Origin of the sequence: Rhizobium sp. CF122 (assembly GCF_000282035.1) — a bacterium.
GTDB lineage: Bacteria > Pseudomonadota > Alphaproteobacteria > Rhizobiales > Rhizobiaceae > Rhizobium.
This window is the reverse complement of record NZ_AKKA01000064.1, coordinates 13,783-25,785: the sequence shown is the minus strand read 5'-3', so window position 1 is coordinate 25,785 and position 12,003 is coordinate 13,783. Positions and strand designations below refer to the sequence as shown.

Sequence of the window (12,003 nt, the reverse complement as noted above, 5' to 3'; positions counted from 1 at the left end):
ATGACTTTCCTGTATCTTGTGGTGATGGTGGCTGCAAACACTAAATATAGTATTAACAGCTTATTATCGCCAGCCCCCGATGTCACTTTTTGGAAGATAAAAATCGCGCACGAAGCCCCTCATGGCGATCATCCTTCATGGACGCAACACCCTGATTCTACGCTCGATTTTTGAAGAGAACCGGCCTCGTTAATTCCGGTCCAACTGCCGCAGCAACATCGGAACCCATTAAGTTGGAAACTGGCGATTCCGTCAAGGGGTTGTTTTTAACGAACCGTTCACCACAACATATTGTGGATCGGGCTGTGGAGAGTGGGGAAAACAAAGTCGTGCAAGAAATTCAATGGGTTGCGAGCTTTAGTCGGCCCAGAGCCTAAAAAATCTAAGAAAAGTTGCGACCGTGTTGATTTGGTTGCAGCTTTTGCCGGCCAAATGCGGCAACCGATTCGTTTGAGGCCAATTTCGGTCATAATGCGTCAATCGCAATTGTCACCGTTGCGATACCTATAGGCTGTCCGTTTTCATCCTTGATGACAAAGCTTGCCTGCGTTTCCAGTAATTGTGTCTGCTCATCGCGCTCAGCCCGGTCGATAAATATCTCGTCGGAATATCTCGGAAATGTTTTCAGGAACTTGTCTTCATCGCCTTGCCAATAGTCGGTGGTCATCGTGCCCTGGCCGACATTGAGTCCATGACGATCGGTTACAAAAAATTCGATGATGGTGCCCTGCGAATCATCCTGCTTGGATTTCAAGTATCGTGACACCGGCTTGTTGAGCAGGCGCCTGACCATCTGCCACCCGCCACTCTGGACCTCGGAGCGGTAGGTATTGTCCAGCACCTGGATGTTCGCGTCACTGATATTGCCGAGTTTGGCGTTCTGGTCCTCGATCGCCTTCCGGACGATCGGCGTATTCACCATCGGCTTAACGACTGTCTCGACGTATTCCCGTACGACGGACACATAGGCCGGTTCCGCCGAAGCGGCCAAAGGCGAGAGACAGAGGCCCAGCCCGAAAGCCGCAACCGTCCCGACGTAGCCCCAACGCATCATATTCGTTCCAACGTCGCGCCCCGCGACTAACCTTCTAACCCGGTCCGCAGCGCAACGCCGTTGCCGCGCGGGACGGTTGCTTTGAAGGATAAGGTCTGAGGGGGCGGCGCGATAGCGGAATCCGATGAGTTAGTTAAACAAAGATTGGTGCAATTTGTAATTGTCACCGGCCTGTCAGGTTGCGCCGCGAGTCGCGCTCAGCCGCGGCCGGCCTTGGAGATCGGTTCCTGATAGGTGAACCCCATATCCCAAGGGAAATAGATCCAGGTGTCCTGGCTGACTTCCGTGACGAACGTATCGATCATCGGAACACCCTGAGGCTTCGCGTAGACGCAGGCAAAGTGTGCCTTGGGCAGGATCGAGCGAACTTCCGAGGCCGTCTTGCCGGTATCGGTCAGGTCGTCGATGACGAGGACAGCTTCGCCTTCGTCAGCGGTCAGTTCCGGCGCGATGCCCTTCAGGAGCAGCATTTCGCCCTGGTTCACATAGTCGTGGTAGGAGGCAACGCAGACCGTTTCGATCAGCCTGATGTTGAGTTCGCGCGAGATGATCGCCGCTGGCACGAGGCCGCCACGCGTGATGCAGACGATTGCCTTGAAATCGCGCTTCAAACCAGCAAGGCGCCAGGCGAGCGCACGCGCGTCACGGTGGAACTGATCCCAGGAGACGGGAAAGGCTTTATCGGGAAGGGACATGGTTTGCTCCGCGGCATGAATGATGACACGCCGTTTGCCGGCGGCCGGACAAGGCATTCCGCGATCGGCCAAACGCAAATCGCGCAGCCGAGACTGCGCGATTGGAGGACCGAAGCCGGAGCTCGTCATCGGTCGCCGCAATTAACGGATTCCGGGGGCAAAACGCAAGCCCCTCGTGATTCTTATCGCGACAGCAGCGTCAAAGCAGTCATCGACTGCAGCAGCGTTTTCGTGGTGCCGCCGAAAATCATCTGCCAGAGTCGCGAATGGGTGTAAGCACCCATAACCAGCAGGTCGATGCTGCTGTCGGAGAGACGGTTTTCGATGACAGTCGACGCGGATTTGTCCGCGCTTTGAGCGGTCGCCAAGGTGACCTTGACGCCGTGACGGGAAAGAGCCGCTGCGATGTCCGCGCCCGCGACAGCCGCAGACTGGAGTGCATTGTCGACGGGATCGACGGAGAAAATCTCGACTTCGTCGGCGGCTTTCAGGATTGGCAAGGCGTCGAACGCCGCGCGCGCTGCCTCCCTTGAGCCGTTCCAGGCGATGAGAACACGTTTGATCGGCTTCGGCTGGCGCAGCACAAAGGGGATCATCATGACCGGGCGACCGCTTTCGAAGAGAAAGTTGTCAATGTCGACATGACTGTCCGACGGTTTTGCCGGATTGGCCTGCGACGCGATCAGCAAGTCAGCACTTCGCGCGCTTTCGATCAACGGTGCCGTGCCGTAGCCGGTGGATGAGGCGAAGCTACGCCATTCAAAGGAGACGCCTTCAGCCTGCGCCTTCCTGCGGAAGACGCGCTCTACTTCGAGGGTTTCCGCACGCGCCATGTCCTGAAGCGCCTGCACGGCGACGGGGTCGGGTATCTCCATTGGTGCCACGAGAGGCACGACCGCGACGGTTTCCGCATGAAGGCCGATAACGTGGGCATTGGTCTGCGCGGCAATGGCAAAAGCAAAATCGGCCACGGCGGTGGTGTTGTCGACGGTGTCGAGAATGGCAAGTATCGTTTTGTAAGACATAAACAATTCTCTCCTTACGCGGATGAAATCGGCTAATCTTCAACGAGAATGCGCCGGCAAGGGCGCCGGTGCCTTGATGCATATCAACGGCGAGCCGGGATCTCCTTTATTCTACGCCTCTGCCGAGCGGTTTTCAGCCACCTCCTTTGCTTGACGGATGGTCTCGATCATGGCGCGCACATCAACTCCCGCGGCATCGACCGCATTCTGCGAGCGGCTTCGTACGACGATTTCAGTCGAGAACGCCTGGCCGACATAGCGGGGGTAGGAGCCGATACTCGTCTCCGGGTGGGCTTTCTGGATGGCGGCAAGCGGCGTGCCGATGTCGCCCTCGCCGTAAGGGCAGGAGATGCCGAGCGAGAGCACGCGTGTGCCGGTGCGCAAGGTCGGTATGACCGCGTCGACCATGGCTTGGAAGACCTGCGGGACGCCGGCCATGACGTGAACATTGCCGATGACGAAACCAGGTGCGGTCGAGACCGGGTTGGCGATATGGCGCGCCCCTCTGGGCATGCGGGCCATTCTCTTTCTGGCATCGGTAAATTCGAGCCCACGGCGCGCATACATCTCGCCGAGCAAGGTCATTGCGTCAGCATCGTATTCGCAAGGCAGCCCGAACGCTGCGGACACAGCATCGGCGGTAATGTCGTCATGGGTCGGCCCGATGCCTCCCGACGTGAAGATGTAATCGTATTTTGCGCGCAGGGCATTCAGGGCCTCGACGATCGCATCCTCCTCGTCGCCGACGATGCGGACCTCTCTGAGATCGATGCCGCAAAGCGTCAGCATATCCGCCAGATGGCCGATATTCTTGTCCTTGGTGCGGCCGGATAAGAGTTCGTCGCCAATGGCAAGCATGGCGGCGGTGACAACTGTCTCATTGGTCATTGGAAATTTCCGAACGTTTGGATCCCAACATAGGTAGCGCCCTTCGCCGGTCTTGCAAACCGTGTCACCGCCGCTAGGTCACGCAACTGGCACCAAGTATTTTTTCGTCTATGGCCATTGAACAGTGCGTTCTGCCGCGTGGGGCTATGTTGATTACAGCGCGCTGCTAAGTTTCCACCGCCTACGAATTCAAACGCAAATTCCCTGATGGAGATAAGTAAATGGCGAAGGTACTCGTGCTCTACTATTCGGCCTACGGCCACATCGAAACCATGGCATATGCCGTCGCCGAAGGCGCAAAGTCGACTGGCGCCGACGTTGTTGTCAAGCGCGTTCCGGAACTGGTTCCAGACGAAGTTGCCAAGGCGTCCTACTACAAGATGGACCAGGCTGCGCCGATTGCAACTGTCGATGAACTTGCTGATTACGATGCCATCATCGTTGGTGCCGGCACGCGGTTCGGAACGGTTGCGTCGCAGATGCGCAATTTCTGGGATCAAACGGGCGGCCACTGGTTTGCCGGCAAGCTGGTCGGCAAGGTCGGTTCGGTTTTCACGTCCTCGGCAACGCAACACGGTGGTCAGGAGTCCACCATCCTCGGCTTTATCCCCACGTTCCTGCATCAGGGCATGATCGTCGCGGGACTTCCCTACGCTTTCCAAGGCCAGATGGGCGTTGATGAAATCAAGGGCGGCTCACCCTATGGTGCATCCACCATCACGGATGGTGACGGATCCCGTCAGCCTTCGGCGATCGAGCTGGAAGCGGCAAAGTATCAGGGCGCTCACGTCGCCAAGATTGCCGCAAAGCTGGGCTAATCGGCTCTCTTCACCGGCAGGCGCGGCCATTGGGTTCGCGCCTGCTTACACTGCGCAGAGAAAGTCACCGACTGCGCATCAGCCGTAGAGGTCGTGCAGTTTCACCGCGTAGAAAAGAAGCGGTATTCCGAGAACCGCAATGGCGATCATGAATGCCGTTCCCGCCCTGAACAATTTGAGACGTCGCGTTCTCGTGCCATCCCAATCGTAAACCATAGCCTTACTCCCACAAGACAAGCCTACAACTATGCGCAGCCCCAACCGCGGTCCTTCTGGCGTGCGCATACAAGCACATTCGCAAGCGAGGATAAAGGGTGGTGGCCGGCTGCCCTGGATGTTGATGCAGTCTGGCCCTGATGGTGCGAGCGACGGGGATCGAACCCGTATAGCCTAAGGCCGAGGGATTTTAAGTCCCTTGCGTCTACCAGTTTCGCCACGCTCGCGTTCAACGATCGCAATAACTTAGCGAATCTGTTTTGGGAAGCTCTGCACAACGCCTTTTTTGTTGTGCAAACTATGTTCATTTATCGTTCTTGCCTTTGAAGACTTTAAGGCGTCCGAGTTCTTTCTCGACGTGGCGCGTATAGTGCTCTCCCATGCGCCTTGAGCGGTCGCCGAGAGCATCTGCAACAATCCCGGTATCGAAGCCTTGGCGCCTAATGGCCGCCGCGTACGTCACACGCAGGCCATGAAGCGTGCAGCCTTCCCGGATCAACCCATCCGCCTTCAGTTCGGACAGGTAATCGCTCACAGCCCCCTGCATGCCTTTCTCATTTTTCCAAGGCAGGCCATCACTATTGAGGCAGATCGTTGTTGCCTTCACCGCGGCGTCGGCGCGGGTAGCTTCCAAAGCGTCGAGGTGAAGCCGAGCCTCAGGAGCGCAGGGGAATCAACTCGCCTCATTGTTCTTCCGCAGGACGACGGAGAAGGCCTTCCCTGTCTTGGCGTCTGGAATGTAATTCCGCCAGGTGAGGGCGGCGCAGGTCTGGCCCCGGAAGCCTTGATAACGGGCGAGTACCAGCGGCGTCAGAACGGCGTCGGAAGCAAGCCAGATCGCAGTCTGCACTTCCTCGTCTGTCCATTCGTGATTGGCATTCGGGTCGGCCGTGTGAAGCTTCTCGACACCGCCAGCCGGGTTCTGCACCATCTTCCCAACCTTGAAGATCGTCGAGAGGTGGCTCACCAGCTTGTCGGCGAAGCGTCCCCATTTGTCTTTCGCTGCCTTGTTACGCATCGCGTAGACACTGGGCTGCGTAATGATGGACACCGGGAAATTGTAGACGGGGCCGGCCGTCTCGTGCCTCGCCGCCTCGAGATAGGTGAAGGACTTTTCATAGTCCTCTTTGCTGGCGTCCGACAGCTTATCCCACCGCGGGCATTCTTCCTTGAACCATTTGATGATAGCGCCGAGCGTTCCCTCGTCATATGAGGGGCTGCGGTCTCGTGTCTCCGCCTGGAGATGTTTGATCCTGAAATCGTGACTGGCGAGCTGACGATCGAGCTGGTAGCGTGTTCCTTCGAAGCCCTTAATAAGGGTTTCGCCAGTCGACCGGTAGGAAACGTACCATTTCCCCCGGGACTGGCGAATGTTCAGGCCTTTAAGCGGCACCTTTACCACCACTGAAGAAATCCTCGAACTTGACCACCGAGGATTGTTTAACATTAGGATCGAGAGATGCCATCCATTCATCGAGTCTTTGGCGAAGATATCGATGGCCCCATGTTGATTGAGTGTATTTCAGGGGGCGGACTGGACAAATCTCTTTGAATAGGTCGACAGACAGGCCACAGTATGCCGCCGCCATCTTCTGGTTCATTGCCGCCGGCCAATAGGGGAAATCTCCGGTCATACGTCCCTCGTCTTCCTGAAGCCGCCGCCGCGGATCTTCGCTTTTGACTGTGGCCAGATGCCGAGGTGCTTTTTGCGCACTCGGTCGCACTTAGCCTGGTCGGATTGCTCTGCGGCGGATTTCTCTCGGTGAGGCTGCTTTAAAACCGGCTGCAGGTTCGATTCCCGATGCTCACCGCCGCGCCACAGGGCTTTGATGTGGTCCAGATCCCACTCCTCGCCGACCATGATCTTGCGGCCCGATAGCTGGCAGATTCCGCCGAACTTCTCGAAGACGCGAAGTCGGACGCGCGGCGGGATTGCGGCGTCATCGGTCCGCCCGATCCATTCCTCAACGGTCCTCATGTTTGCCCTCCGGAGAGTTGGAGGGCCAGATCGTGACCGTCTCGCCGTGCTCAAGCGCTTCCCGAACGAGCCAAATGATGTCGTCGTCAGTCTCAAACGGCGCGTGGGTGCGGCATAGGTGGCCGTCAGCATCGCGGGTTTCTGCCTGCCATCCTGCCTTGCGGACTTCCTCGCTTGTCTGGAGGTTGACCGGGTTCGGGTTCTTCATGCGCGCCTCCCGAACCAAGGCATGAACCGGCCGATGATCGACTTGCGCGACGGCGGACGGGCTGCTTCTGTTTCGCGCTTGAGCTGCTCGACTACCGCATTCCGCCTTTCGATGAAGGCGAGGGTGGACGGCAAAGCGCGTGGGTGCTTGCGGAGGTGGTCTTGCGCGGTTCTCATGCTGGTAGACCTCGCGTGTCGGCGACGGCGCCGGAGTTGATGAGATCGTCGGAAAGAATGCAGAGCTCTATACGGGTGATGCCGCCCTCCTGTCGCACCTGTCACGGTACCGGAGGTATTCGATGAAGCTCATTGAGCAGTCTGCATCGAGATAATCCCGGTACCGCTGCTGGCCTTTGGTGAGTTTCGGAGGCGCAGGGCTTTCAGCCACGACGGCGCGCTTTCCTTCTTCCGTTGCCCAAAAGCAGTCATCGCCACCGCTCAAAGGATGATCACGACGAACCGACATGAAGCCGAGATCGACGAGAGACATGCAATCGGCGTGATCCTTCCTGCCTTCCCCGGTAACGAAGTGGTTCCGGTAGAATGTGCCGCGCCCGTACTGGTCGAGGCCGAGAGTGTGCTGGAGGATGTGGAGGAACTTCGGGTTCATGCCGCGCTCCTTTCTGCACCGACCAGCGCCGAGCACCAGTCGAGAACCTTCTCCTTGCTCTGGGCAAAGGTCCGCTTGTCCATCGACCGGTAGTCCTGGCTGAGGGCGTTGTAGACGGTGACGATGCTGTCCTTGACCGTCACGAGCTGATAGCTGTCGTAGGGACGGATGACGGAAGCCAGCCGCTGAGCTTCGGCTTCCGATTTGCAGGCGTGCTGCGTCATGGTGTGGTAGCCGGTCCGGATGAGCGCATACTTCCGCATGTGCTCTTCCGTCGGGAACTGTTCCGAAAAATGCTCCGGCAGGCTCTGCCATATCTCGTGCAGCATCGCGAAATAATGCCGGTGCGTCTCGGAGGTTCGGACGTGCAGCTCGTCGAGTGTGTAGGACTGGCCGACGACGAACCGCTCGTCGCATTTTCTGGCCCAATGACGGTTAACCCAAAGACCGTCACGGCCGCCATGAACCTCCGCGAGAGCCCGATCGCCATGATGGCGGCCAAAGGGCACCTCGCAAAGCATCAGGTCGAGGCCGCCGTCATGTTCCGCCGGCTATGGGAGGCGCTTGGCGGATCTGGTGCCGGATCGTTCGACTATTCTCGCGAACCAGTCGACGGCGGCGGCGCGCGGGAGCCGATTACCGATCGCCAGATCGATGCTGGGATCAGGCTCAAAGGTTGCCGTGACCTGCTCGGCCGCCGCCACTACGATGTCGTCAGCAGGATTGCTGGGGAGGGCCGGACAATCGCTGAACTCGGGACCTCAAAGCGGGCTCGCCATACCCTCGCAGACTACTTGAGGGACGCCCTAGACGATTTGGCTGTGCATTGGGGCTTCCAAAAGCGAAAAACACCTCAGAATTCGTGATCCACAGTGTTGCTAAGGTAAACCTTGCGGGGTATTTAGTGATTATTGTGGTGATTTGCGCAGAGCGGTCACTAAATCAGCCGCCTCCGGGCGGCTTTTTGATTTCTGAGATTGGCGAAAAACCTACGAATCGTAATCATTCATTCGTCATCCAGCCCAGTCCATGATGCCGATTGGTAGACTTGACCGTTTTCTGCGACATTGCTCTCGGCCGGTGCGAATTGGCGGCGATACCGCCTCATAGTTTCGTAAAGCTCGCGAGCGTTGCCACGGAGAAGATTGGCATCGATGAGTACGTCTGCTGTATCGCGCAGATCGATGGCAATAATTTTGCTCTCTTTCAATCGGCCAATCTCGTAGTACTGAATTTTCGAGATTGCCGTCCAAGGAATACTCATCGGGGACCGATGAGTGATGTTCGTTCCTCGTGGCCGCGCGATCCAAATACCCTCGCGGTCTAAGGTCAGCATTACTTTTTCGAAATCGATCCTCGAAAATAGCTTAAGCCCAACGCCCATGCCGATGGTGAAGAGCACCGCTCCAGTCGTCATTTTACCACTTGGGCTGGACCAAGGGCCATTGGGAGCGACGGCATCAAGGGCAATCAGAATCAAACAGGCGGCGATACCTGCTCCACCCAATACGGCGATATACTGGGGCCCCTTTGCCAGTTTGAGTTCGAGGCGAGGAAAATCGACTTCTGTAGTGCTGCTCATAACGGCCTTTCCCTGGGCGGTCGATGATCGCATTCATAGGCGACAATCAATGCGGTAATCACAAAAACCGATAGGAGTGCGGCGGCAAAGGAAGCAAACAACGCGCGACGCGTTCTCTCAAACGCCGTGTCGACCAGAAACGAATTTGCGCGACTGAACTTTAGGCCCATTTTCTCGCCAACAGGCAGGTGTCTCTCCCTGTCCAGGTTTTTCAGTGCTTGCGTCCGGAGCAGTATCAAGGCGATGCACGCGAAACAGCATATGAACGCGATTACGAACGTCGCGCCGGCTAGCCAGAAAATGATCTGAATAAGAGAAGTCTGATCGTACAATCTGAATGCCATGCGCACCTTCACATTGTCTCGAGCTGCTGAGGCACCGCCAACCGTCTGATCTGGACATGAATGTGATCGTCGTGGCGGGCTGCGCGGCAGCCCTGAAACCGGATTACGCTATCCTTGACTCCAAGCGTATTGGCGAGATGCGGCTCTATGAACACCTTCTCCAGCCCAAACCGCTGAACGCCCTCAGTCGCAAGCCATTTGAGGCTGAAAGCCATGCGCCGGTCCTCGATGTGATAGTCGGGCAAGAATGGTTGTAACCAATCGAAATTCCATCGGGTGGTTAGGATGTCGTGCCTTCCTACGCAGGGCTGCTCCTCGTTCGCAGACGGCTGCTCAAAGGCAAAATAGCCTATTGGCGACTTCGTCACGCCATTAACAAAATCCCCGCCGGCAGTCTTGTAATAGTAGGCTATATCGAGCTTGCGGCCATCGGAATGCGAAAGGTGCGGAAGCAGCGGAAATCCGTCCCAGAAAGGAAAGTTGGCATCCAGCACCATTGTGGTCGTACCTGGAAACGCTCGGTTTACGTCATTAGCCAGCGCCGATACTAGATTAAGTGTGGGAGGGGTCACGTAGTTTCGGTTTAGCAGGCAATAGATCGGGGATCTGACCGCGAGATTGTTAGCCTCGCCCGACATGCACGATATTGGGATCCGTCCGAAGATCGGCGCAATCAAATTCGCGGAAACTGTGGCAGCAACGTAGAAAGCAATAAAAACGAGCAGCTTAGCATACCAACTCCGCACTCCCGTCTTTGACGCCACAAATGAAGATATTAGATACGCGATCCCACCAATCTGCGTCAGAACTGTCAGGATGATGAACACGCAAAACTGAAAAAATCCGCGGAGTAACTTCATTTAACGGGATGATCCTTGGTCATTCGATTGCATTTATTAGGCAATCAAAAAAATATCTTTAAAAACCGCCTCTAACATCCACGCCCGGTGCCGCTAAGGTAGGCGGCCAATAACATCAACGCGTTGGCAGGTGCCGGTAGCGGGAACGACGTCAAGCTTCTCGCCTACTCGGTATTTGTCGTTCGGCTTACCGAGCTGCAAAACCATGGTGCAAGTGTACCGCTTGACCCTGGAGCTGCGCTCGAATTGGATGCGCCCCATCGTGATTGTCTCGTACGTCGGTCCAACCACCAAATCTGCAATGGCGGAGCCACGTCCTCGAGAAACACGAATCTGCTTATCCCAAACCTCGGTGATCGTAGCGACCGCATGCGGGAAGTGGCTTAAGCGCCAGGAACGCAGGCCAAACACCAGCGCGCCAACGAAAAGCAGGCACCCACAGAGAAGTAGAGGCCACCACAGGCGCATAACGCGCTCTTCAAGTTCGTCTGCTGGTCGGAGCATGGGTTGATCTGCTTGCCACGGTTGTGAAGACAAGAAGCTACACACCATCGATTCCCGCAAGCCCTGAGCTCATTCTGGTAGTCCGAGTGAATTCACGGATCGGGTAACGCAACAGCCAGCCAAGAGCGCCGGTTCGTCATCGGTTGGCGGGCTTCTCGTTTTCTAGATCATGCGTACTCCGCGATACATCCCGCGGAGCCCGAGGCGGTCGCTTTCCTCAGCGGCCACACGCTGTGCTTCCGCCGCAGTCGGATAAGGGCCGAGCAGTTCCGTGATGTCATTCTCGCGGATGGCCACCCAGTGCCCACGGCTCGTCCAGCCAGTTGATACAAAGTTGTCGATCATAATCGAGCCTTTCATTCTCAGCGCGGTCTATCCCGCGAATCGAACATTGCGGCCCGAATGGTTGCCGTCACCAATCGCCCGCCACCTTAACCGGTCGGCGGGTTTTTCCATCTGGGGCATTGCCAACAATTGGCGGGAGGCTAGTTTAAAATATTGCAGGACATCTTTTGTGGCGTTTGCCTGCTGAATGCACATGGTGAGTAAAATGAAGAAGCTCGCGGTCTTTTTACTGTCTTTGATGGCAGTATGTCCGAGTGTGATGCCGGCTCAGGCATTTCCTTCGTTGAATCCGGCTACGATACAAGCCGCGGATGTCCACCTGATCCAATACCGACGGCACTACGGCAACTACGGCAGGCACTACGGCGGATCGTGGGGCGGCTATAGAAACTATGGTCGTGGCTACTACGGGGGCTATCGGCCTTATGGCGGCTACCGCTACGGAGGCTACTATGGTCGGGGATACTATGGTGGCTACTATGGGGGTTACAACGATTTCGGATTAGTTCTCGGAGGGTTGGCGACGGGAGCGATCATCGGCGGCGCGCTTGCTCAGCCGAGGTACTATTATGATCAGCCCGCGTCCTATGAGCAGCCACGATATTACGGCAACTCGCACGCTAGCTGGTGCTTTTCCCGGTATCGTTCCTACAGGGCGTATGACAATACATTTCAGCCTTACTACGGCCCCCGGCGGCAATGCATAGGGCCTTACTAGGCTCCCGCGATAGGAAAAATGCTTCCAAACTTAGAGCCGCCTTGGGGCGGCTTTTCGATTCCTGAGATCGGACGGCTTCCCGTTGCAACAATACGGTCTGGCGAAGCACAGTCTGATGGCCAAGGCGACTGCTCGGTGACCAGCGAGAACGCCAAGGCC

The 12,003-nt window shown here is 56.8% G+C and carries 17 protein-coding genes and 2 tRNA genes; 4 read left to right on the top strand and 15 right to left on the bottom strand.

Annotated features, from left to right (window positions below; translation table 11 throughout):
• Window positions 1–466 precede the first annotated feature (466 nt).
• From PMI09_RS10585 to PMI09_RS10570, 4 genes are all read right to left on the bottom strand, one after another.
• A complete protein-coding gene (locus PMI09_RS10585; RefSeq protein ID WP_037082671.1) occupies window positions 467–1,054 on the bottom strand; it encodes a hypothetical protein in 588 nt (195 codons plus the stop codon).
• A 197-nt stretch (window positions 1,055–1,251) separates the two neighbouring features.
• Complete coding sequence (gene gpt / locus PMI09_RS10580) at window positions 1,252–1,749, bottom strand: xanthine phosphoribosyltransferase (protein ID WP_007792684.1); 498 nt, start codon at window positions 1,747–1,749, stop codon at window positions 1,252–1,254.
• Between the two features lie 182 nt (window positions 1,750–1,931).
• Window positions 1,932–2,774 carry a universal stress protein gene (locus tag PMI09_RS10575; RefSeq protein WP_007792681.1) on the bottom strand — a complete coding sequence of 281 codons (843 nt, stop codon included), beginning with the start codon at window positions 2,772–2,774 and terminating at the stop codon, window positions 1,932–1,934.
• 111 nt (window positions 2,775–2,885) lie between these two features.
• Window positions 2,886–3,662 carry a competence/damage-inducible protein A gene (locus PMI09_RS10570; protein WP_007792679.1) on the bottom strand — a complete coding sequence of 259 codons (777 nt, stop codon included), beginning with the start codon at window positions 3,660–3,662 and terminating at the stop codon, window positions 2,886–2,888.
• A gap of 221 nt (window positions 3,663–3,883) precedes the next feature.
• Here PMI09_RS10570 and wrbA point away from each other — a divergent pair, with 221 nt between their 5' ends.
• On the top strand, window positions 3,884–4,480 hold the full coding sequence (wrbA, locus tag PMI09_RS10565; protein ID WP_007792676.1) for an NAD(P)H:quinone oxidoreductase type IV: 597 nt from the start codon (window positions 3,884–3,886) through the stop codon (window positions 4,478–4,480).
• Window positions 4,481–4,558: 78 nt separating this feature from the next.
• Here wrbA and PMI09_RS31710 read toward each other — a convergent pair whose 3' ends face one another.
• The 5 genes from PMI09_RS31710 to PMI09_RS10550 all read right to left on the bottom strand — a co-directional run bounded on the left by PMI09_RS31710 (window position 4,559) and on the right by PMI09_RS10550 (window position 6,330).
• Entirely contained in the window at window positions 4,559–4,696 is a 138-nt protein-coding gene (locus PMI09_RS31710; RefSeq protein WP_007792673.1) for a hypothetical protein, read from the bottom strand.
• A 141-nt stretch (window positions 4,697–4,837) separates the two neighbouring features.
• Window positions 4,838–4,923, bottom strand: a tRNA-Leu gene (locus PMI09_RS10560).
• Window positions 4,924–5,000: 77 nt separating this feature from the next.
• The gene (locus PMI09_RS29735; protein WP_162130396.1) at window positions 5,001–5,303 is read right to left on the bottom strand and encodes a hypothetical protein; all 303 of its coding nucleotides are present in this window, start codon (window positions 5,301–5,303) and stop codon (window positions 5,001–5,003) included.
• Between the two features lie 66 nt (window positions 5,304–5,369).
• Window positions 5,370–6,101, bottom strand: coding sequence for a hypothetical protein (locus PMI09_RS10555; RefSeq protein ID WP_007792666.1), 732 nt, complete (start codon window positions 6,099–6,101; stop codon window positions 5,370–5,372).
• Entirely contained in the window at window positions 6,079–6,330 is a 252-nt protein-coding gene (locus PMI09_RS10550) for a hypothetical protein (protein ID WP_007792665.1), read from the bottom strand. Before PMI09_RS10550 ends, PMI09_RS10555 begins: the two co-directional genes overlap by 23 nt.
• A gap of 111 nt (window positions 6,331–6,441) precedes the next feature.
• Here PMI09_RS10550 and PMI09_RS31290 point away from each other — a divergent pair.
• A tRNA-Ser gene (locus tag PMI09_RS31290) sits at window positions 6,442–6,515 on the top strand.
• A gap of 145 nt (window positions 6,516–6,660) precedes the next feature.
• Here PMI09_RS31290 and PMI09_RS10540 read toward each other — a convergent pair.
• The 3 genes from PMI09_RS10540 to PMI09_RS30225 all read right to left on the bottom strand — a co-directional run bounded on the left by PMI09_RS10540 (window position 6,661) and on the right by PMI09_RS30225 (window position 7,820).
• Window positions 6,661–6,882: a hypothetical protein gene (locus PMI09_RS10540; protein WP_007792657.1), complete on the bottom strand. Its 222-nt coding sequence runs from the start codon at window positions 6,880–6,882 to the stop codon at window positions 6,661–6,663.
• 243 nt (window positions 6,883–7,125) lie between these two features.
• A complete protein-coding gene (locus PMI09_RS10530) occupies window positions 7,126–7,491 on the bottom strand; it encodes a hypothetical protein (protein WP_007792653.1) in 366 nt (121 codons plus the stop codon).
• A complete protein-coding gene (locus PMI09_RS30225; protein ID WP_193385390.1) occupies window positions 7,488–7,820 on the bottom strand; it encodes a hypothetical protein in 333 nt (110 codons plus the stop codon). Before PMI09_RS30225 ends, PMI09_RS10530 begins: the two co-directional genes overlap by 4 nt.
• Before the next feature lie 36 nt (window positions 7,821–7,856).
• Between PMI09_RS30225 and PMI09_RS10520 the strand changes: the two genes are divergently transcribed.
• Window positions 7,857–8,357, top strand: a complete 501-nt coding sequence (locus PMI09_RS10520) for a hypothetical protein (RefSeq protein ID WP_162130395.1) — start codon at window positions 7,857–7,859, stop codon at window positions 8,355–8,357.
• A gap of 140 nt (window positions 8,358–8,497) precedes the next feature.
• On the opposite strand, the gene PMI09_RS10515 is transcribed toward PMI09_RS10520, so the two are convergent.
• From PMI09_RS10515 to PMI09_RS10495, 3 genes are all read right to left on the bottom strand, one after another.
• A complete protein-coding gene (locus PMI09_RS10515; protein ID WP_007792646.1) occupies window positions 8,498–9,073 on the bottom strand; it encodes a hypothetical protein in 576 nt (191 codons plus the stop codon).
• 352 nt (window positions 9,074–9,425) lie between these two features.
• Window positions 9,426–10,277, bottom strand: a complete 852-nt coding sequence (locus tag PMI09_RS10505; RefSeq protein WP_007792642.1) for a hypothetical protein — start codon at window positions 10,275–10,277, stop codon at window positions 9,426–9,428.
• A gap of 666 nt (window positions 10,278–10,943) precedes the next feature.
• A complete protein-coding gene (locus PMI09_RS10495; protein ID WP_007792636.1) occupies window positions 10,944–11,126 on the bottom strand; it encodes a hypothetical protein in 183 nt (60 codons plus the stop codon).
• 205 nt (window positions 11,127–11,331) lie between these two features.
• Here PMI09_RS10495 and PMI09_RS30220 point away from each other — a divergent pair, with 205 nt between their 5' ends.
• A complete protein-coding gene (locus PMI09_RS30220; RefSeq protein ID WP_081499057.1) occupies window positions 11,332–11,844 on the top strand; it encodes a BA14K family protein in 513 nt (170 codons plus the stop codon).
• Window positions 11,845–12,003 lie beyond the last annotated feature (159 nt).